At 63.0% G+C, this 21113-nt stretch carries 19 protein-coding genes; 15 read left to right on the top strand and 4 right to left on the bottom strand.

The window, feature by feature from the left end; all coding sequences use genetic code 11:
* From B7X65_RS01925 to B7X65_RS01895, 7 genes are all read left to right on the top strand, one after another.
* A complete protein-coding gene (locus B7X65_RS01925; protein WP_293592295.1) occupies positions 1-2127 on the top strand; it encodes a sodium:solute symporter family protein in 2127 nt (708 codons plus the stop codon).
* A gap of 352 nt (positions 2128-2479) precedes the next feature.
* Positions 2480-2848 (top strand): 30S ribosomal protein S6, encoded by a 369-nt coding sequence (rpsF, locus tag B7X65_RS01920; RefSeq protein ID WP_293592294.1) that lies wholly within the window; start codon positions 2480-2482, stop codon positions 2846-2848.
* 49 nt (positions 2849-2897) lie between these two features.
* Positions 2898-3209 (top strand): primosomal replication protein N, encoded by a 312-nt coding sequence (gene priB / locus B7X65_RS01915; protein WP_293592293.1) that lies wholly within the window; start codon positions 2898-2900, stop codon positions 3207-3209.
* 10 nt (positions 3210-3219) lie between these two features.
* Positions 3220-3504: a 30S ribosomal protein S18 gene (gene rpsR, locus B7X65_RS01910; protein WP_077592883.1), complete on the top strand. Its 285-nt coding sequence runs from the start codon at positions 3220-3222 to the stop codon at positions 3502-3504.
* 11 nt (positions 3505-3515) lie between these two features.
* Positions 3516-3968, top strand: a complete 453-nt coding sequence (gene rplI / locus B7X65_RS01905; RefSeq protein WP_293592292.1) for a 50S ribosomal protein L9 — start codon at positions 3516-3518, stop codon at positions 3966-3968.
* A gap of 181 nt (positions 3969-4149) precedes the next feature.
* On the top strand, positions 4150-5562 hold the full coding sequence (gene dnaB, locus B7X65_RS01900; protein ID WP_293592291.1) for a replicative DNA helicase: 1413 nt from the start codon (positions 4150-4152) through the stop codon (positions 5560-5562).
* 70 nt (positions 5563-5632) lie between these two features.
* Complete coding sequence (locus B7X65_RS01895; RefSeq protein WP_293592290.1) at positions 5633-6214, top strand: hypothetical protein; 582 nt, start codon at positions 5633-5635, stop codon at positions 6212-6214.
* Between the two features lie 87 nt (positions 6215-6301).
* On the opposite strand, the gene B7X65_RS01890 is transcribed toward B7X65_RS01895, so the two are convergent.
* The 3 genes from B7X65_RS01890 to B7X65_RS01880 form a co-directional block, all read right to left on the bottom strand.
* Entirely contained in the window at positions 6302-6424 is a 123-nt protein-coding gene (locus B7X65_RS01890) for a DUF2269 family protein (protein WP_293592289.1), read from the bottom strand.
* 184 nt (positions 6425-6608) lie between these two features.
* On the bottom strand, positions 6609-7013 hold the full coding sequence (locus B7X65_RS01885) for an RNA-binding protein (RefSeq protein WP_293592288.1): 405 nt from the start codon (positions 7011-7013) through the stop codon (positions 6609-6611).
* A gap of 109 nt (positions 7014-7122) precedes the next feature.
* Positions 7123-8967 (bottom strand): M14 family metallopeptidase, encoded by a 1845-nt coding sequence (locus B7X65_RS01880; protein WP_293592287.1) that lies wholly within the window; start codon positions 8965-8967, stop codon positions 7123-7125.
* 162 nt (positions 8968-9129) lie between these two features.
* On the opposite strand from B7X65_RS01880, the gene dusA reads away from it, so the two are divergent.
* The gene (gene dusA / locus B7X65_RS01875) at positions 9130-10188 is read left to right on the top strand and encodes a tRNA dihydrouridine(20/20a) synthase DusA (protein ID WP_293592286.1); all 1059 of its coding nucleotides are present in this window, start codon (positions 9130-9132) and stop codon (positions 10186-10188) included.
* Positions 10181-11113 (top strand): DMT family transporter, encoded by a 933-nt coding sequence (locus B7X65_RS01870; protein ID WP_293592285.1) that lies wholly within the window; start codon positions 10181-10183, stop codon positions 11111-11113. Before dusA ends, B7X65_RS01870 begins: the two co-directional genes overlap by 8 nt.
* On the opposite strand, the gene B7X65_RS01865 is transcribed toward B7X65_RS01870, so the two are convergent.
* Positions 11085-11720, bottom strand: a complete 636-nt coding sequence (locus B7X65_RS01865; protein ID WP_293592284.1) for a GntR family transcriptional regulator — start codon at positions 11718-11720, stop codon at positions 11085-11087. The genes B7X65_RS01870 and B7X65_RS01865 overlap by 29 nt on opposite strands.
* A gap of 141 nt (positions 11721-11861) precedes the next feature.
* On the opposite strand from B7X65_RS01865, the gene scpA reads away from it, so the two are divergent.
* The 6 genes from scpA to B7X65_RS01835 all read left to right on the top strand — a co-directional run bounded on the left by scpA (position 11862) and on the right by B7X65_RS01835 (position 21107).
* Complete coding sequence (gene scpA, locus B7X65_RS01860; RefSeq protein ID WP_293592283.1) at positions 11862-14030, top strand: methylmalonyl-CoA mutase; 2169 nt, start codon at positions 11862-11864, stop codon at positions 14028-14030.
* Positions 14027-15064, top strand: a complete 1038-nt coding sequence (gene meaB, locus B7X65_RS01855) for a methylmalonyl Co-A mutase-associated GTPase MeaB (RefSeq protein WP_293592282.1) — start codon at positions 14027-14029, stop codon at positions 15062-15064. Before scpA ends, meaB begins: the two co-directional genes overlap by 4 nt.
* A gap of 21 nt (positions 15065-15085) precedes the next feature.
* Positions 15086-16618 (top strand): acyl-CoA carboxylase subunit beta, encoded by a 1533-nt coding sequence (locus tag B7X65_RS01850; protein ID WP_293592281.1) that lies wholly within the window; start codon positions 15086-15088, stop codon positions 16616-16618.
* Between the two features lie 21 nt (positions 16619-16639).
* Complete coding sequence (locus B7X65_RS01845; protein ID WP_293592280.1) at positions 16640-18688, top strand: acetyl/propionyl/methylcrotonyl-CoA carboxylase subunit alpha; 2049 nt, start codon at positions 16640-16642, stop codon at positions 18686-18688.
* 167 nt (positions 18689-18855) lie between these two features.
* Positions 18856-19329 carry a VOC family protein gene (locus tag B7X65_RS01840; RefSeq protein ID WP_293592279.1) on the top strand — a complete coding sequence of 158 codons (474 nt, stop codon included), beginning with the start codon at positions 18856-18858 and terminating at the stop codon, positions 19327-19329.
* Positions 19330-19583: 254 nt separating this feature from the next.
* The gene (locus B7X65_RS01835) at positions 19584-21107 is read left to right on the top strand and encodes a methyl-accepting chemotaxis protein (RefSeq protein WP_293592278.1); all 1524 of its coding nucleotides are present in this window, start codon (positions 19584-19586) and stop codon (positions 21105-21107) included.
* Positions 21108-21113 lie beyond the last annotated feature (6 nt).

Here is a 21113-nt window from a genome sequence, read left to right as displayed (position 1 = left end):
ATGGCTGGAATGTTTGGTTCTGACGCCGGCGGTAACACCGCGGCCTCCAATGCTGCCTTCAAGGCAGGCTTGAGCAAAGTCTACAAGTGGTACACCGGGGGCTTCCTGGCCTTCGTGGTCGTACTGGCCGTCCTTGAGCAGATGGGCTTGTCCCGCCAGTGGATCGGCTTGATCTTCCTGCTGGCCACCATCGGTCTGTATGCCGGCATCGGCATCATGAGCCGTACGACCGACGCTGCCGAATACTACGTGGCAGGGCGCCGAGTCCCGGCCATGTACAACGGCATGGCGACCGGCGCCGACTGGATGTCTGCGGCGTCCTTCATCGGTATGGCCGGAACACTCTACCTGACGGGTTACAGCGGCCTGGCCTTCATCATGGGCTGGACGGGCGGCTACTGCCTGGTGGCCCTGTTTCTTGCGCCCTACCTGCGCAAGTTCGGCCAGTTCACGATCCCCGACTTCCTGGGCGAGCGTTATGGCGGCAACCTGCCACGTTTTCTGGGTATCGTCGCTGCGATTCTGTGCTCCTTCACCTATGTGGTGGCGCAGATTTACGGCGTCGGCATCATCACCGCGCGCCTGACCGGTGTGGCCTTTGAACTCGGGATTTTCCTGGGTCTGGGCGGTATTCTGGTCTGCTCCTTCCTGGGCGGCATGCGTGCTGTGACCTGGACGCAGGTGGCCCAGTACATCATTTTGATCGTGGCTTACATGATCCCGGTGGTGTGGCTGTCGGTCAAACAGACCAGCGTCCCGATTCCGCAGGCAATTTACGGCTTCCAGCTGCAAAAAGTGACTGCCAAGGAAAAAGAGCTGACCAGCAACGCCAAGGAAATCGAAGTTCGCGATATCTTCAAGCAGCGTTCGGCAGCCCTGGCTGAAAAGCTCAAGAACCCGGCCGCTGCGCTGGCTGCCGACAAGGCCGCCGCGGAGAAAGCCGTGGCGGACCTGAAAGCTTCCAACGGCGCGCTGTCGGAAATTTCCGCGGCTGAAAAAGCGCTCGCTGCCTTGCCGAAAGATGAAGCTGCAGCCAAGAAGGCGTGGGCCGCTGCCAAGGCTGGAGCTGACACCAAGGCCTTGCCGCTCAATGGCATGCCACCGCACGCCCAGCAGTTTGCCGGTGACCCCAATGGCGATGCCAAGGCTCAGCATGCTTACGACGTTTCGCGTCGCAACTTCCTGGCACTGATTTTCTGCCTGATGGTGGGTACCGCCGCGCTGCCGCACATCCTGATGCGTTACTACACGGTGCCCAGCGTGAAGGAAGCGCGGCAATCCGTCACCTGGTCGCTGTTCTTCATTTTCCTGCTGTACTTCACCGCGCCGGCCCTGGCTGTGCTGGTGAAATACGAGGTATTCACGGTGCTGATTGGCACGCCGTTCAACGCGTTGCCGGACTGGATTTCCGCCTGGAACAAGGTTGATCCTTCGCTGCTGTCGGTGGTGGACATCAACAAGGACGGCATTTTGCAGCTCAACGAAATGTCCATCGGTGGTGACATCATCGTGCTGGCCGCGCCCGCGATTGGCGGCCTGCCTTACGTGGTGTCCGGCCTGGTGGCTGCCGGTGGTCTGGCTGCGGCGCTGTCCACTGCTGACGGCCTGCTGCTGACGATCGCCAACGCGCTGAGCCATGACCTGTACTACAAAATGATCGACCCGAACGCATCGACTGCACGCCGCGTGACCATCTCCAAGGTCCTGCTGCTGGTGGTTGCGCTGTGCGCCGCTTACGTGGCGTCCCAGAAACCGGCCGACATTCTGTTCCTGGTTTCCGCGGCGTTCTCGTTCGCTGCGGCTGCGTTCTTCCCGGCCCTGACGCTGGGGATCTTCTGGAAACGTGCCACTGGTATCGCTGCCTCTCTGGGCATGATCGCCGGCCTGGGAACCACGTTCTTCTACATGATCACCACCCAGCCCTGGATGCGCGGCCTGTTCGGCATCACCTCACCGGTTCAGCTCTGGTTTGAAATCCAGCCGATCTCGGCCGGTGTCTTCGGTGTGCCTATCGGCTTTGCCGTGATCATCCTGGTCAGCCTGGTCACCCCGGCGCCCAGCCGCAAGGTCCAGGAGTTGGTCGAGCATGTGCGCTACCCAACCCTGCGTGCCGATCCCGTGCGCTGAGTCCTGAACTGACCGGAACCTTCGGTCAGCTTCAACCAAAAAGCCCGGCAACTCGCGTTGCCGGGCTTTTTTCATGGGCGGGTGTTTCGACATGCCGTCCAGGACAAGCCCCCCCCCGGGGGCAAGGGGATCTAAGCACGGCGAGCGACAGTGGGGGCTCTTTCCCTTTCAAGCAGGGGCCGCGGGTCCGGCTTTGCCGGCCCGCAGGCGCAGCGGCCCCCTCGGGGGGCAGGGAGCTACACGCAGTGAGCGACCGTGGGGGCAATATTCCGGTGGTATATAATCATGGGCTTCGCCTTGCTGCACCCTTAACGACGCTGGGGCAGCTTCAACCAAACCACAAGGAGAGTTTATGCGTCATTACGAGATCGTCTTGCTGATCCACCCGGATCAAAGCGAGCAAGTCCCAGCCATGCTGGAACGTTACAAGGGCATGATTACCGCCGGCGGTGGAAAAGTGCATCGTGTTGAAGATTGGGGCCGCCGCCAGCTGGTGTACCTGATCCAAAAACTCGCCAAAGCCCACTACCTGTGCATCAACATCGAAGCCAGCCAGGCCGTGATGGAAGAAATTGAACACGCGTTCAAGTTCAATGACGCCGTGTTGCGCCACCTGACCGTGGTCAAGAAAAAGGCTGAAACCGGCCCGTCCCTCATGATGCGCAACGTCGAGAGGGAAGAGGCCCGCAAGGCCCAGCAGCAGGAGTATGCAGCGTCGTAAGACGCCACCATGCTGTTGAACGACTCACTGCTGCGCAAAACACCCTGCAGTGAACCGCGTTGAATTGACCGCTTGTATCGCCGAGGCCAGTCCTCTTCGCTACACCCCCGCTGGAATCCCCGCTGCCAATTTCGTCCTCGAACACGAGTCGGAAATGACAGAAGCAGGTTCCACCCGGCAGGTCAAATTGACAATGAAGGCAGTTGCTTTTGGTGCCCTGGCAGAACAAACCGGCCAGCTCCCCTTGGGCAAACCTTTCAGGTTCACCGGTTTTCTGGTCAATGCGCGTGGCAGCAAAAGTGTCGTGTTTCATATCCAAGCTTTTCAACCAGTTTCTGAACAAGTACTGAACCCCATTTAAGGAGTCCATCATGCCCGGACCAAAACGTTTCAACAAAGACAAGCGCCCCAAGCGCAATACCCAATCCCTGCTGTTCAAACGCAAGCGTTTTTGCCGTTTCACAGCTGCTGGTGTTGAAGAAATCGACTACAAGGACATCGATACCCTGCGCGATTTCGTTGCCGAAAACGGCAAGATCATCCCCGCTCGCCTGACCGGCACGCGCGCGATTTTCCAGCGCCAGATCAACACCGCCGTCAAGCGCGCTCGTTTCCTCGCGATGCTGCCTTACAGCGACCAGCACCGCAGCCTGTAAGGAACACGACCATGCAAATCATTCTGCTCGACAAAGTCGTCAACCTGGGCAATCTGGGTGAAGTCGTCAAGGTCAAAGACGGTTACGCACGCAATTTCCTGATCCCTTCCGGCCGCGCCCGTCGCGCCACCGCCATGGCGATCAAGGAATTCGAAGTCAAACGCGCCGAACTTGAAAAAGCCGCCGCTGCCAAGCTGGCCGAAATGCAAGCCCAGGGCGAAAAGCTGGGCGGTACCACCGTCAAGCTCACGCAAAAGGCGGGCGTGGACGGCCGCCTGTTCGGCTCCGTCACCAACCATGACATTTCGGCCGAGCTGACCAAGCAGGGCTTCCCCGTGCTCAAGTCGCAGATCCGCATGCCCAACGGTCCCCTGAAGACCGTCGGCGACCACCCGGTCACCGTGGCGCTGCACACCGATGTGGCTGTGGACATCACCGTGACGGTGTACGGCGAATCCGCTTAAACAGCTTCACTGCTCCGAAAAAAGCCGCTCGCTGAGCGGCTTTTTTCTTGGCGTTGTTTCTCGATGGGCTTGTTCACACCTACAGCCCTGATTTACACCGCATTTCCCACGCTTATTCACAACTTTATCCACCGCGTTTTCGCTGTGCCGGCGTAGTATTTAGCACCCTCTCAGGAATCCCATGTCCGCCGTACTTTCCACCGCTCCCGATCCCCGTTACAGCGCCGACCGGCAGATTGCCCAGCTGCGCATTCCGCCGCACTCCATCGAGGGCGAGTCGAGTGTTCTGGGCGGCCTGTTGCTGGACAACGGCGCCTGGGACCGGGTCGGCGACCTGCTGGTCGACGAGGACTTCTACCGCTACGAACACAAGCTGATCTACGCCGCCGTCGGCGCGCTGATCAACGCCACCAAACCGGCCGACGTGATCACGGTCTACGAGCACCTGCAGAACCAGGGCAAGGCGGAGGACGTGGGTGGCCTGAGCTACCTGAACTCGCTGGCCCAGTACGTGCCCAGCGCCGGCAACATCCGCCGTTATGCAGAGATCGTGCGCGAGCGCTCCATCCTGCGCAAGCTGGTGGCCGCCAGCGACGAAATCGCCACCCATGCCTTCAACCCGCAGGGCAAGGCCGTGGCCATGATCCTGGACGAGGCCGAGCAGAAGATTTTCAAGATCGGCGAGCAGGGCTCGCGCATGAAGCAGGGCTTCCAGAGCATGGACACCCTGGTGGTCAGCCTGCTGGACCGCGTGACCGAGATGTCGGAAAACCCGAACGACGTCACCGGCGTGCCCACAGGCTTTTACGACCTGGACAAAATGACCTCCGGCTTCCAGGCCGGTGACCTGGTGATCCTGGCCGCAAGACCCTCGATGGGCAAGACCGCACTGGCCATCAACATTGCCGAACACGTGGCGCTCAACGAAGGCCTGCCGGTGGCGGTGTTTTCGATGGAGATGGGTGCGTCCCAGCTGGCGGTGCGTATCGTCGGCTCCATAGGCCGCATCGACCAGACGCATCTGCGCACCGGCGCGCTGACCGACGAGGAGTGGCCGCGCCTGACCGAAGCCATCGAAAAGCTGCGCAACATCTCGCTGCACATCGACGAAACCCCGGGCCTGACGGTCAGCGAACTGCGTGCCAACGCCAGGCGCCTGGCCCGCCAGTGCGGCAAGCTCGGCCTGATCGTGGTCGACTATCTGCAGCTCATGAGTGTGTCCAGCGGCATGGCCGAGGAAAACCGCGCTACGGCCGTCGGCGAAATCTCGCGCGGCCTGAAGATGCTGGCCAAGGAGCTGCAATGCCCGGTGATTGCGCTGTCACAGCTGAGCCGCGGCGTCGAATCGCGCACCGACAAGCGCCCCATGATGAGCGATCTGCGCGAGTCCGGCGCGATCGAGCAGGACGCCGACATCATCATGTTCATCTACCGCGACGAGTACTACACCAAAGACGCCTGCAAGGAACCCGGTGTGGCCGAGGTCATCATCAGTAAACAGCGGAACGGCCCGACCGGGACCGTCAAGCTGGCGTTTATCAACCGCATCACCAAGTTTGAGAGTCTGGCGCATGGGGGCGGTGGGGATTTCTAAGGCAAGCAGCCTGTGCCACATTGACTGTCAAAAACCTGCGGGACATTTAACGTAAACAGTGAAAAGCTCGATGCAAGAAGCAAACTATCCAGCGCTTATCCTATCGATGGTTTCGCTATTGCTCAGTGTCCTTACGTTCTACTGGACGACGCTTCGCAAGCGTAAAGCTTTTTATCTTTTGCGAACATCAGGGTTCATGAATTTGCAACCGCAGTTCGTTATGGTTAACGGTGGGAAAAGTGACCTACTGGTCACTGAAATGATTTGCCGATTTGAGCATGCTGCACCCGGAATCGGATCAGTTCCGAAACAAAAAATCGCCTTTGAAAACGGAAGCGATTGGTTATTGAGTTCTGGCAAAGCCCGTCATGGTTTCGTTGAATTTACAGAGCCTTTTGATGGTGCATTTGCCAAGCAAGGACGGCGTGATCCCAAGAAGATGAATTTATTCTTTTTTGATGTGTATTTGGATATTAAATGGATTGATATGGATGGCTTGACTCACCAAAAATCGGTTCAACTCACTCAGTATGGACTTGACGAACGCGGGGTGATTACGATGGGTGGTCTGGAGGACTTTAGCTACAACATGAATGACAGCAAAGTTCGCGGTATCTGGGCTGCCCGCTCCTTTTGGCATAAAAAGCCGTAGCTTCAAATATTGGGTTCCCAGCCTCTGTTCCCAATCAATTGGCCTCCATTCGCTAAATGAGAAGCCTCTTCATCTCCAAGAGTTAGCTTAACGCGGCTTCGCCACCATCAAATAAAACACCCCCAGCATCGCCACAATCGCGGGGTAGCCCAGCCATTCCCACCAGCGCGCATAACGCCAGTAGGCGTCCGCGAAAACAAACAACGTCATCAAGACCACCAGTCAAGGTGTGCTCAGTGGCAGGTCCGCTAGATAGATAGATAGACACGCCATGGCAAAGCCCGTGACGGGTTGAATGACCACGGTGGGTTTAGTGAGCTTTTTGCCTGTAGCCCAATAAGCACGGGCGCAGCAAGCTATTGATTTCGTAGCGCCTTCGGGACAGGTGAGCCGGTTATTCCAGATCTTCCATGGCCAGCATGTGGTACTTCTGGGCATAGGAAAAAGGCTGCTTTCTCACCACGGTCATCACACGTTCTGTCTCCTTCTCGGAGGGGGCATGCACCATCAGGGCGTGCTGGCCTTCGCGGGCCAGGGTGACGTATTTCTGGACTGTGGCGCCTTCGGTGCCTATCGATGGCAGCGCGACATCGGAGTCGCCATCGACCTTGCCGATCTCGCGCAGGACGTCGTCGGGGGTCAGCAGCATGATGGCCTGCCCGTCGAAGCCCTGGTCCTCCAGCTCACGCGCGGCCTGCTCGGCCTGACCGGCTTCGGGGAACATGATGAAGGCGTAACCCGTGGGGTAGAACACGCCCTGGAGGGTCAACATCCTGGGGTGGACTGCAAATGTTTTCATGGTGAATCCTTGGGCTGTGAATCCACCATTTATGCACGCCAGCGGCACGCTGTCTGTAGGCCAGTTCGTACAAAGCGCGTGGCGCGGCGCCCCGGAAAGGCGCGGCGGTTCAGGGCAGTTCTTCGGTCCGGAGGGTGGGTTCCGACATGACGCGGGCGGTGCTGGACAGGCTGTCGAGCAGCCGGTTCGCAAAGAAGCTGCTTTGCGTGTCCGGTTCCAGCGCGGCGATCACGAGGTTGGCCAGCGGCTGGTTCATGGGCACGTAGTAGCTGCCCGAGGGCGCGTCGATCACGCCGCGCACCAGCGCCACGTCGACCTTGACGATCTGCGCGGCATCGGCGATGCTGCCGCGCACATCCTGCCGGACCCCGGCCGAGCTCGCCGTTTCGCGGTACAGGTCGCCCAGCATGGACGCCGGCTCGGCCACCCGCAGCACCTGCACACCATGCAGGCGCAACCGCTCCACCGCCGTTCGCGACCCCGCCGACAGCCAGTAGCCGCAGGGACGCACGCGCGTCTTGATCTTGCGCAGCGTGAGTGCCGAGTTCCATTGGACCTTGAGGGCCTTGTCGGCACCGGTGACCGGGTCCAGCATGACGAGTTCCTGCTGGGTGAGGGTGGGGCCGGCTTCGACCACGGCCTCTTCCTTGCAGGCCAGGGCGCTCATCTCTTTCTCGACATAAGGCTGCAGCTGGCCCAGTTCGCTGGCCCGCTGGGCAGTGCTGGTGAGCACGCTGGAGATCGCGGTGACATGGGTGTGCACGCGGCGCTGGATGTGCAGCCGGCCTATGCCCACGCCACGGGTTTCGATCAGCAGGCTGACCGCGTTTTTCAGGCCGCTGACGTTGCGGCCGGTGTCGGGCTGCGTGCCGCCCATCGAGATGGTCTTGTCCGCCAGGTCTGTCGAGGTGGTGTAGTACCACTCGGTGCTGAGCCCTTGCCTCTTGAGGGCGGCCACCAGCGGTCGGCGGTACCACTCTTCGGAGGCTTTGGTCAAAAACTCGGGGATGTTGGCGGTCGTCGCGTACTGCAGCAGGGCGTCGTACTTCTGCACCGTGCCGAATTTCTGCAGAAAACGGCCAACCACGGTGTATTCGTGGGCATCAACCACGACCGTCGGGTGGTAGTCGCGCGCGAGCCGGGCCAGGGCCTGTGCTTCCGGTGTGTTGAGCAGCAGGTGATCGCGGTTCATGTCCAGGCCGCCGGTGGTCACGCGTTTGTTGTCCATCGAGCCATCGGGGTTGGCGCGCGGCACGATGATGACGTTGACACGATCGAGCACCGGCCGCAGCAGGCCTTGCGTGAGCTCGCGGGCCACGACCAGCAAGGCTTCGGTGCCGGCGGGTTCGTCGCCATGCTGCTGGCCGATCAGCAGCACGGTGGGGCGGGCCGAGGCCGCGATGGCGGCGGCATCCGTGCCGGCGGCACGCGTCAGCACCAGGGCTTCCAGGGTCTCGCCGCGTTGTGACTGGCCAATGGGCAGCACGGCGGCTTTCAGGCCTGGCGAGCGCGAGGCCACGGTGCTGAGCTCACGCAGCCAGGTCTGGATTTCCGCATTCGAGGTGAAGCTGCCGCGTCCTTCCTGCAGGCCGGGCGTGTTGTAAATGACGGAAGGCACCGGGAAACGGGCGGCGACGGCGGCGCTGTAGGGGGCGGCGCTGGCAGGCGAGGGGCCCATCGCCGGTCGGTCGGGGACGGGCTGGACGACAACGCCGGGAATGGGGGCGGGCGCCGGCGCCACCACCACCCGCGGCGGGGCCGTGACCGTGCCGGTGGGCGAAGGCCAGGGCGGCAGCGGTACCGAGCTACAGGCCGCCAGCGCCAGCAGCAGCGGCAGCAGAACGACGGCGCGTGGGCCGGTCCCGCGAGGGCGCAGGACAAGGGGCGATGGGCGCGATGGTTCCGGGGGACTGAGGGAACGGGTCATCCGCAGGGGCAGGTCGGTCTTGGTCATGGCTTGGTGTTGGGAAGGCAGGCACAGGTGCGGCCCGGACTGCCATTATCCGGCTTGCGCGCCTCTGCCGGTGTTGGTGCCTACCCTCTGTGCGCTCTGGTTCGGCATTTTTGCCACCCGTTCGCGGCGTCGGGCGGGCCCGCATGAGAAACTACGGCTTCCATGCTCTCCGAATCCGCTCCTTCCACCATGAATCCCGGTTCTTTCCCCGCACATCGCCTCAGCGTGGCCCCGATGATGGACTGGACCGACCGGCATTGCCGCTATTTTCACCGCCTGCTGTCACGCCATGCCCTGCTCTACACCGAGATGGTGACCACCGGGGCGCTGGTGCATGGCGACGTGGCGCGGCATCTGCGCTTCAACGCCGAAGAACACCCGGTGGCGCTGCAGCTGGGCGGCAGCGAGCCGGCCGATCTGGCGCACTGCGCCCGGCTGGGCGAGTTATGGGGCTACGACGAAATCAACCTCAACTGCGGCTGCCCCAGCGAACGCGTGCAGCGCGGCGCCTTTGGCGCCTGCCTGATGGCCGAGCCGCAACTGGTGGCCGACTGCGTCAAGGCCATGGTCGATGTGGTGCACGTGCCCGTCACTGTCAAGCACCGCATCGGCATCGACAAGGGGGAGAGTTACGGCTTCGTGCGCGACTTTGTCGGTGCGGTCAGCGAAGCCGGCTGCACGACCTTCATCGTGCATGCGCGCAATGCCTGGCTCAAGGGCCTGAGCCCGAAGGAAAACCGCGAGGTGCCGCCGCTGCGTTATGAGATGGTGCACCGGCTCAAGCGCGAGTTTCCGGCGCTCACCATCGTCATCAACGGCGGCATCACCACCGGTGAACAGGTGGCGGCGCAATTGCGTGAACTCGACGGCGTGATGATCGGCCGCGAGGCCTACCACAACCCCTGGTGGCTGGCCTCCTGGGATGAGGCCTTTTTCGGCGCGGCGCACAGCGAGGCGACGCGCGAATCCGTCGAGGCGCAGATGGCCGACTACATGGCCAGGGAGTTTGCGGAACACGACACGCCCTGGCCAACCATCGCCCGTCACATGCTGGGCCTGCGCCACGGCCTGCCCGGTTCGCGGCGCTGGCGCCAGGTCTGGAGCGACCACAAGCTCAAGAGCTTGCACCCGCGCGAGGTGATGGCACTGGCCCATGCGCCAGGCGCTGCGGGCGAAAGCGCTGAATCTTCATGGCAGGTTGCGGTGCCGGCGCATGCTTGACGCCGCGCAGCGCGAGACGCGCCGGGCGCTGCTGCTCCTGTGGCTGGTGCCGGCGCTCTGGGCCGTCAACTACATCGTGGCGCGCAAGGCGCCCGGCGTCATCGGGCCCTACATGCTGGCCCTGGGCCGCTGGGGCCTGGCCGCCCTGATCCTGATGGTGATCACGCGGGCTGAACTGTGGGAGCAACGGGCCGCAATCACGCGGGCCTGGCGGCAATACCTGGTGCTCGGCACCCTGGGTATGCTGATTTGCGGTGCCTGGGTGTATGAAGGGGCGCGCTCCACCGGGGCCATGAATATCGCGCTGATTTATTCGGCCTCGCCGGTGCTGATCGCCCTGGGGGCCATGTGGTGGCTGGGCGAGGGTTTCGGCGCGCGGCAGGCGGCCGGTGTGCTGCTGGCGCTGACGGGCGTGGTTCACGTGGTCGTCAAGGGGCGCTGGACGGCCCTGGCCGACGTGCAGTTTGTGGCAGGAGATGCGTGGATTCTGGCGGCCACGGTGTCCTGGGCGGCCTATGCGCTGCTGCAGAAAAGGTGGCCCAGTTCCCTGAGTGCAACGGCGCGGCTGGCTGCGATCTGCATAGGCGGCACCCTGGTGCTGCTGCCTCCGGCGGTGTGGGAGGCGACACGGCCCGGCGCAGACACCCTGGGCAGCCAGGCCTTGCTGCTGGTGGTGGTGGCCTCGCTGATTCCGGGCGTGGGTGCCTACTGGATCTACGGCTGGGCGCAGAAAATCCTCGGGGCCAGCCGGGTGGCCGTGGCGCTGTACCTGGGCCCGCTCTACGCGGCGGGGGCTGCCTGGCTGCTCGGCGAACCACCGGGCTGGCACCATGCGGTGGGTGCGCTGCTGATCCTGCCGGGGGTGTTTCTGGTCACCCGGCCGATCAAACAGCCTGTCAAGCCGCAGCTTCCAGCCCGTTCCTGAAATGCTCGCGCATGCGCTGCACGGTGGCATCGGCATCGCGTGCGGCCAACGCCGCCATGATGGCGCGGTGTTCGGCCAATGACTCTTCGATGCGGCCGCTTTTGAGCAGTGAGTTGTGGCGGTTGAGCTTCATGACCTTGCGCAGATCCGCCACCATCTGGTCGCGCCAGCGGTTGTTGGCGATTTCCAGCAGGCGCATGTGGAAGGTTTCGTTGATCTGGAAAAACCGCTCGCGGTTGGCCACGGCTTTTTCGAGCTCGCGGTGCAGGGTTTTCAGCTCCTGCAGCTGGGCTTCGGTGGCCTGGGCCGCCACCACGCCCGCGGCGTCGCTTTCCAGCAGCGAGAGCAGGTGGTAGACATCGGCGAGGTCGCGTTCGGACACCTCGGTCACGTAGGCCCCGCGCCGCACCTTCATGGTCACCAGGCCTTCGGTGGCCAGCACCTTGAGGGCTTCGCGCAGCGGCGTGCGGCTGATGCCATATTCCTCGGCCAGCTTGAGCTCGTCGATCCAGCTGCCGGGCGCCAGTTCGCGGCTGAAAATGCGCTGGCGCAAAAGCTCCGCCACCTCTTCGTAAAGTGCGCGGGGGGTCAGTGAAACAGCGGCCATGGTCTTGGTAGGGTGTCGGTTGCAGCCGGAGGGCTGGACAGCGCGATCTTATCCGAAACTAAATTTTGCATCAATAATTATAAATAATGTAAACTCGCCAAATCGACAGCTTGCCTGCCCAACTCCATCGAAGCACGCGCCATGAGCACCCCAAAACCTTCCCCCAGCCCTGAATTCGCCTCTGCCAGTCTGGAGGCCTGGGCCAAGGCAGCCGCCAAATCGGCGCCCGGCGGCGACCTCAGCGCGCTGGCTTGGCAGACCCCCGACGGCATCAGCGTCAAGCCGCTGTACACCGCGGAAGACGTCAAGGACCTGCCTTACACCAACACCCTGCCGGGTTTTGAGCCCTTCATTCGCGGCCCGCAGGCCACCATGTATGCGGTGCGGCCCTGGACCATCCGCCAGTACGCGGGTTTTTCCACGGCGGAAGAGTCCAACGCGTTTTACCGCAAGGCGCTGGCCGCCGGCGGGCAGGGTGTCTCGGTCGCGTTCGATCTGGCGACGCACCGCGGCTACGACAGCGACCACCCGCGCGTCACCGGTGACGTCGGCAAGGCCGGCGTGGCAATTGACTCGGTCGAGGACATGAAAATCCTGTTCGACCAGATCCCGCTGGACAAGGTGTCGGTGTCCATGACCATGAACGGCGCGGTGTTGCCGGTGCTGGCCGGTTATGTGGTGGCGGCCGAAGAGCAGGGTGTGGCACAGGACCAGCTCAGCGGCACCATCCAGAACGACATCCTCAAAGAGTTCATGGTGCGCAACACCTACATCTACCCGCCGGCGCCCAGCATACGCATCATCGGCGACATCATCGAGTACACGGCAGAGCACATGCCGAAGTTCAACTCGATCAGCATCTCCGGTTACCACATGCAGGAAGCCGGCGCGAACCAGGCGCTCGAACTGGCCTTCACCCTGGCCGACGGCAAGGAGTATGTGAAGACGGCGATTGCCAAGGGCCTGGACGTCGACGGTTTTGCCGGGCGCCTGAGCTTTTTCTGGGCCATCGGCATGAACTTCTACCTTGAAGTGGCCAAGATGCGCGCGGCGCGCCTGCTCTGGTGCCGCATCATGAAGGAGTTCAACGCCAAAAGCGCCAAGAGCCTGATGCTGCGCACGCATTGCCAGACCAGCGGCTGGAGTCTGACCGAGCAGGACCCCTACAACAACGTGGTGCGCACCACCATCGAGGCCATGGCCGCGGTCTTCGGTGGAACGCAAAGCCTGCATACCAACAGTTTTGACGAAGCGATTGCCTTGCCGACGGAGTTCTCGTCGCGCATCGCCCGCAACACCCAGCTCATCATCCAGGAAGAAACCCACATCCCGAACGTGATCGACCCCTGGGCCGGCAGCTACATGATGGAAAAACTGACCCAGGACATGGCCGACGCCGCCTGGGCCATCATCGAGGAGGTCGACGCCATGGGCGGCATGACCAAGGCCGTGGACAGCGGCTGGGCCAAGCTCAAGATCGAGGCCGCCGCCGCCGAAAAGCAGGCGCGCATCGACAGCGGCAAGGACGTCATCGTCGGCGTCAACAAGTACAAGCTCAAGACGGAAGATGCGATTGAAACCCGCGACATCGACAACGTGGCCGTGCGCGACGGGCAGATCACGCGCCTGAAGGCGATCCGCGCCAAACGCGACGGCGCAGCGGTGCAGGCCGCGCTGGACGCCCTGACGGCCGCCGCTGAAAAGGGCGATGGCAACCTGCTCGATTTATGCATCCAGGCCATGCGCCTGCGCGCCACCGTGGGTGAGGTTAGCGATGCGCTCGAAAAAGTTTACGGGCGCCACCGCGCCGATACACAAAAGGTGACCGGTGTGTACGCAGCAGCTTATGACTCGGCCGAAGGCTGGGAAAACCTCAAGTCTGAAATCAATGCCTTTGCCGAGGCCCAGGGCCGACGCCCGCGCGTGATGATTTCCAAGCTGGGCCAGGACGGCCACGACCGTGGCGCCAAGGTGGTGGCCACGGCCTTTGCCGACCTCGGCTTCGACGTGGACATGGGGCCGCTGTTCCAGACGCCCGAGGAGTGCGCGCGCCAGGCGATTGAAAACGATGTGCATGCGGTGGGCGTATCAACGCTGGCCGCCGGCCACAAGACGCTGGTGCCCGCCATCATCGCCGAGCTCAAGAAGCAGGGCGCCGACGACATCATCGTGTTTGTCGGCGGCGTGATTCCGAGGCAGGACTACGAGATGCTTTATGAAGCCGGCGTGAAAGGCATTTACGGCCCCGGCACACCGATCCCGGCCAGTGCCAAGGACGTGCTGGAGCAGATCAAGGCTGCGCTGAAGTGACTTCCGGCGAACTGGTGGATGCAGTGCTGCATGGCGACGCCGCAGCGCAGCGCCGTGCCATCGCCAAAGCGATCACCTTGCTGGAATCTACCCGCGCCGATCACCGCGCGCTGGGTGACGAGCTGCTGACCGCCTTGCTGCCGCACACCGGCAAGGCCTTCCGCTTGGGCATCAGCGGCGTGCCTGGCGTCGGCAAATCCACCTTCATTGAAGTGCTGGGCCTTTATTTGATTGCGCAAGGTCACCGCGTGGCCGTGTTGACCATCGACCCCTCGTCAAGCGTCTCGGGAGGCTCCATCCTCGGCGACAAGACGCGTATGGAACATCTCTCGGTGCACGAACGCGCCTACATCCGGCCCAGCCCGTCCAGCGGCACCCTGGGCGGCGTCGCCGAGAAAACGCGCGAGGCCATGCTGGTCTGCGAAGCGGCCGGTTACGACGTGGTGATTGTCGAAACCGTGGGTGTCGGCCAGTCTGAGACCGCGGTGGCCAACATGACCGACATGTTTGTGCTGATGCAACTGCCCAATGCCGGCGACGACCTGCAGGCGATCAAGAAGGGGGTGATGGAGCTGGCCGACCTGGTCGTCATCAACAAGGCCGATATCGACGCCGATGCCGCGATGCGCGCGCAGGCGCAGATCGCCTCCGCCATGCGCCTGTTCGGGCTGGTCAACAACGCGATGGGCCAGGCGCAGGCCGCGGCCTACGACACCTTCTGGCACCCGCAGGTGATCCAGCTCAGCGCGCTGCACAACAAGGGGGTCGATGGCTTCTGGGTCGCGGTGACGCAGTTCAGGGACATCCAGACCGCCAACGGCCGGCTGGCCGAGCGCCGCCGGCACCAGTCCCTGTCGTGGATGTGGGAACGCATCGACGCCGGGCTCAAGCAGGCCTTCCGGCAGGACCCGGCGGTCAGCGCCTTGCTGCCCACCCTGGTGGCCGATGTCGAAAGCGGCCGCATTCCGGCCTCCACCGCAGCAAGAAATCTGCTTGCATCCCAATCGGGGCGGGCGCCAGCAGCTATCAAATAAAGAGCATATAGAAAGCAAACCATGCAAGACATTCTTGAGCAACTCGAAACAAAACGCGCCGCTGCCCGTCTGGGCGGAGGGCAGAAACGCATAGACGCCCAGCACGGCAAGGGCAAACTCACGGCGCGCGAGCGGCTGGAACTGCTGCTCGACGAAGGCACGTTTGAAGAATGGGACATGTTTGTCGAGCACCGCTGCACCGACTTCGGCATGGCCGACAACAAGATTCCCGGCGACGGCGTGGTGACCGGTTACGGCATGATCAATGGCCGCCTGGTGTTTGTTTTCAGCCAGGACTTCACCGTGTTCGGCGGCGCGCTGTCCGAAGCGCACGCCGAGAAAATCTGCAAGGTGATGGACCAGGCCATGAAGGTCGGCGCGCCGGTGATTGGCCTCAACGACTCTGGCGGCGCGCGCATCCAGGAAGGGGTGGCCTCGCTGGGCGGTTATGCCGACGTGTTCCAGCGCAACGTGATGGCCTCGGGCGTGATTCCGCAGATCAGCATGATCATGGGCCCCAGCGCGGGCGGCGCGGTGTATTCACCGGCCATGACCGACTTCATCTTCATGGTGAAAGACAGCTCCTACATGTTTGTCACCGGCCCCGAGGTGGTGAAAACCGTGACACATGAAGAAGTGACCGCCGAGGAACTGGGCGGCGCGACCACCCACACGACACGCAGCGGCGTGGCCGACCTGGCGTTTGAAAACGACGTGGAAGCGCTCCTGATGCTGCGCCGGCTCTACAACTACCTGCCGCTGAACAACCGCGAAAAAGCGCCGGTGCGCCCCAGTGCCGACCCGGCCGGCCGCATGGACCTGAGCCTGGACACGCTGGTGCCCGAGAACCCGAACAAGCCCTACGACATGAAGGAGCTGATCACCAAGACGGTGGACGACGGCGATTTTTTCGAGATCCAGCCCGAGTACGCCAAAAACATCATCATCGGTTTTGCGCGCATGGAGGGTCAGTCGGTCGGCATCGTGGCGAACCAGCCGCTGGTGCTGGCCGGTTGCCTGGACATCAAGAGCAGCATCAAGGCGGCGCGTTTTGTGCGCTTCTGCGATGCCTTCAACATCCCGGTGATCACCTTTGTCGATGTGCCCGGCTTCATGCCCGGCACCAGCCAGGAGTACGGCGGCATCATCAAACACGGCGCCAAACTGCTGTACGCGTATGCCGAATGCACGGTGCCGAAAATCACCGTGATCACGCGCAAGGCCTATGGCGGCGCCTACGACGTGATGAGCTCCAAACATTTGCGCGGTGACGTCAACTTCGCCTGGCCGAATGCCGAGATCGCCGTCATGGGCGCCAAAGGCGCGGTGGAAATCATCTTCCGCGAAGACCGCAAGGACCCGGCCAAGCTGGCCGCGAAAGAGGCCGAATACAAGGCGCGTTTCGCCAATCCCTTTGTGGCCGGCGCACGCGGCTTCATCGACGACGTGATCCTGCCGCATGAAACCCGCAAGCGCATCTGCCGTTCACTGGTGATGCTCAAGGACAAGAAGATCGAAAACCCGTGGCGCAAGCACGGCAACATTCCGCTCTAAGTGATTGAGGAAAGAGACACCATGTTTACCAAAATTCTCATTGCCAATCGGGGTGAAATCGCCTGCCGCGTCATCCAGACCGCCCGCAAGATGGGCATCAAAACGGTGGCGGTGTATTCCGACGCCGACAAGGACGCGCGCCATGTCGAACTGGCCGACGAGGCCGTCCACATCGGGCCGGCGCCCAGCCGGGACAGCTACCTGCAGGGCGACAAGATCATTGCAGCGGCCAAACAGACGGGCGCGCAGGCGATTCACCCGGGTTATGGTTTCCTCAGTGAAAACGCCGGTTTTGCCAAGCGGGTGGAAGAAGAGGGCCTGGTGTTTATCGGCCCCAAGCATTATTCGATCGCCGCCATGGGCGACAAGATCGAGTCGAAAAAACTCGCCGGTGCGGCGGGTGTCAACTGCATCCCCGGCGTCAATGACGCGATTGAAACCGCCGAGAAGGCCGTCGAGATTGCCCAAGGCATTGGTTACCCGGTGATGATCAAGGCCAGTGCCGGCGGTGGCGGCAAGGGCCTGCGTGTGGCCTTCAACGACAAGGAAGCGCTCGAAGGCTTTACCTCCTGCCGCAACGAAGCACGCAACAGTTTTGGCGACGACCGTGTCTTCATCGAAAAGTTTGTCGAGGAGCCGCGCCACATCGAGATCCAGCTGATCGGCGACAGCCACGGCAATGTGATTTACCTCAATGAGCGGGAATGCTCGATCCAGCGCCGCCACCAGAAGGTGATCGAGGAGGCGCCGTCGCCTTTCATCAGCGAAGCGACGCGAAAAGCCATGGGCGAGCAGGCCGTGGCGCTGGCCAAGGCCGTCAAGTACGAGAGCGCCGGCACGGTGGAGTTTGTGGTCGGCAAGGACCAGAGTTTTTACTTCCTTGAAATGAACACCCGCCTGCAGGTGGAGCATCCGGTGACCGAATGCATCACCGGCCTGGACCTGGTCGAGCTGATGATTCGCGTGGCGGCTGGCGAGAAGCTGCCGCTGGCGCAGAAGGACGTCAAACGCGAGGGCTGGGCCATCGAGTGCCGGATCAATGCCGAAGACCCGTTCCGCAACTTCCTGCCGTCCACCGGCCGGCTGGTGCGTTTCCAGCCGCCCCGGCAGGACATGTTTGCGGCGGAGACCGCGCAGCTGTTCGGCGTGCGGGTCGATACCGGCGTGCAGGACGGCGGCGAGATTCCGATGTTTTACGACTCGATGATTGCCAAGCTCATTGTTCACGGCACCGACCGCCTTGACGCGATTGCCAAGATGCGCGAGGCCCTGAACAGCTTTGTGATTCGCGGCGTTTCCAGCAACATCCCGTTCCAGGCGGCGCTGCTGGCGCACCCGAAGTTTGTCGCCGGCGACTTTAACACCGGCTTCATCGCCGAAAACTATGCCCAGGGTTTCCGCGCCGAAGATGTACCGCATGACGACGCCGGTTTTCTGGTGGCGCTGGCTGCCTATGTGAACCGCCGCCTGCTGGGCCGCGCCGCGGGCATCAGCGGCCAGTTGCCGGGTCACGGGGTGACGGTGGCTGAAGAGTTCGTGGTGGTTGGCCTGGGGGAGGCTGGAAAGAACATCCACGAAGCCGTGACCGTGCGGGACTTTCAAGCCGAATCGGGCTCCAGCGCCATAGAAGCGGGCGGGAAGCGCTACGAAATATGTAGCAGATGGCATCTGGGCGGTGCGCGCATCCGCGGCACGGTCAATGGCCAGCCTTTTGCCGCCCAGGTCGAACGCGGTGTCGGCCGCAATCCCCTGGCCATTCGCATTGCCCACAACGGCACGCGGCTGGACACGCTGGTGCTGTCGCCGCGTGCCGCCCAGCTGCACGCGCTGATGCCTTACAAGGCGCCGCCGGACATGAGCCGCTTTGTGCTCTCGCCCATGCCCGGCCTGCTGGTCGAGGTGGCGGTGCAGCCCGGCCAGAAGGTGCAGGCCGGCGAACGCGTGGCGGTGATCGAGGCCATGAAGATGGAAAACGTGCTGTTTGCCACCGCCGACGGTGTGGTCGGCAAGGTGCTGGCCGCCAAAGGCGAGTCTTTGTCCGTCGACCAGCCGATTGTGGAGTTTGTCTAGACGTGGCCCCCACGGTCGCTCGCTTCGCGTAGCTTCCTGCCCCCCCGAGGGGGCCGCTGCGCCTGCGGCCCGGCGAAGCCGGTTCCGCGGCCCCGGCTTGAAGAAGACCGTGCGTCTTGTGATGTCGGGTGGCCCGACGGTAGTGATTGTTCGTTGAGGAAAATTAAATGATACGTCCCTTCAAAGTCCTTGGCATCCAGCAGATCGCCATTGGCGGCACCGACAAGCAGCGCCTGCAAAAACTCTGGGTTGATATGCTGGGTTTGGAAGTCACCGGAACCTTCCGCAGTGAGCGCGAGAACGTCGATGAAGACATCTGCGCCATCGGCAGCGGGCCGTTCAAGGTCGAGGTGGACCTGATGCAGCCGCTGGATCCGGACAAAAAGCCCGCGGTTCACACCACGCCGCTGAACCACGTCGGCCTGTGGATCGACGACCTGCCGAAGGCTGTGGAGTGGCTGACCGCCAAAGGGGTGCGGTTTGCCCCGGGCGGCATTCGCCAGGGCGCGGCGGGTTTCGACATCTGCTTCCTGCATCCCAAGGCCAGTGAGGAGTTTCCGGTGGCCGGGGAGGGTGTGCTGATCGAGCTGGTGCAGGCACCGCCCGAGGTGGTCCAGGCCTTCGCCAGGCTGGCTGGCTGAAAAGAAACGCACCTTGCGGGATAACCCTGCTTCAGGTTCCCGTCTCCGCAGCCGTTAAGTGAGAGCACCCTGAACCGTTGGTGCAGCACTGTACCCGGGCTGGAGCTGGCTGGCTGCCGGGCAATGCTTCCCACCGGTTCTCTGTGTACGCACGGCCGTGCGGGTGTGTGCCACGCGGGTCCCTGACGACAGTCACCGGACCGGTGCAGCGGCACCCCACGCCGGTTCTCAAGCCGCGACTCCGGAGAATCCTCATGATGTTTGGCAAGCTGCTTCATCCCGCCACCTGCTTGCTGCGCCGGCTGCGTCTGGCCGGCAAGCTGGCCCTGCTCGGGTTTGTGGCGGCGCTGCCGCTGCTGGTGCTGGCGCTGCAGCTCCTGCTGGGCAGCGGCAGCTTCAGCAGCCCGGGCAGCATGCTTGCTACCGGCAGCGTGGGGCTGCTGGTGCTGCTTTATTTTCTGCTTGCCTTTCACCGCAGCCTTGCGCAGGATCTGCAGCAGGTGATTCTTGCGACCCGGCAACTGGTGGCCGGCGACTTGCGCCTGGACCTGACGCGCCGTGGCGAGGACGAGGCCGGCCAGCTGGCCCAGGCCATGGGCGAGCTGGGCCGCACGTTGTCCGGCATGGTGGCCAATGTACGCAGCAACGCCGCTTTTGTGGCCCATTCCGGCCAGAGCATGGCGATCGGCAACCGGGACCTGTCGGACCGCACCGAGCAGCAGGCGGCCAGCCTGGAAGAAACGGCGGCCAGCGTGGAGCAGCTGTCGTCCACGGTTCAGGCCAATGCCGGCATGGCTGGCCAAGCCAGCGCCCGGGCCGCCCAGGTGCGGGACGTGGCCGACCAGGGCGCGACAGCCATGGCCCAGGCCATCGAGTCGGTGGAGGCCGTGCAGGGCAGCGCCAAACGCATGGGCGACATCGTGGGGGTGATCGACGGGTTGGCGTTCCAGACCAACATCCTGGCGCTCAATGCAGCGGTGGAGGCGGCGCGTGCCGGTGAGTCCGGCCGCGGCTTTGCGGTGGTGGCCGGCGAAGTCCGTTCGCTGGCGCAACGTTCGGCCGACTCGGCCAGGGAAATCCGCCAGCTGATCGGCGTGTCGTCGGGCCAGGTGGCGGCGAGTGCGGAAAAAATCCGTGCGGCGGGTTCGAACATGAACCAGATCGTCTCGGGCATCCGCGACGTGGCGGCCAACATGGCGCAGATCTCGGCCTCCAGTGCCGAGCAGAGCACCGGGCTGACCGAAATCACCTCGGCCGTGCACCAGCTCGACGAGATCACCCAGAGCAATGCCCGGATGGTGGGGCGCGCAGTCACCCAGGCGGGCAACCTGGAGGCGCGGGCCGGCACGCTGGTGCAGTCGGTGGCGTCTTTCAAGCTGCAGCAGGGGTCGGCCGAAGAGGCGGTGGCGCTTGTGGCGCGCGCCGTGGCGCATCGCCGGCACACCTCGCGAGACGCCTTCCTGCGCGACCTGACCCTGCCCGCCAGGGGGTTCCACGATCGCGACATGTATGTTTTTGCGCTCGACAGCCAGGGCACCTACCTGGCCTTCGGCGGCAACCCGTCCAAGATTGGCACACGGGTGCAGGACATCCCCGGCATCGATGGCGGGCAATTGCTCCAGTCCATCATCGACCAGGCCAGCCATGAGCCGGGCTGGGTGGAGTACGGCATCACCAACCCGACCACGGGCAAGGTGCAGGCCAAGATGTCCTTTGTCCAGCAGGTGGACGATGTGTTCGTGGGCTGCGGCGTCTATAAAAACCTGGTGGCGAGCTGATAACGA

This window comes from Polaromonas sp. 39-63-25 (genome assembly GCF_002278925.1).
GTDB lineage: Bacteria > Pseudomonadota > Gammaproteobacteria > Burkholderiales > Burkholderiaceae_C > Polaromonas.
Note: the sequence above shows the minus strand (reverse complement) of the source record. Positions and strands in the feature narration are given on the sequence as shown.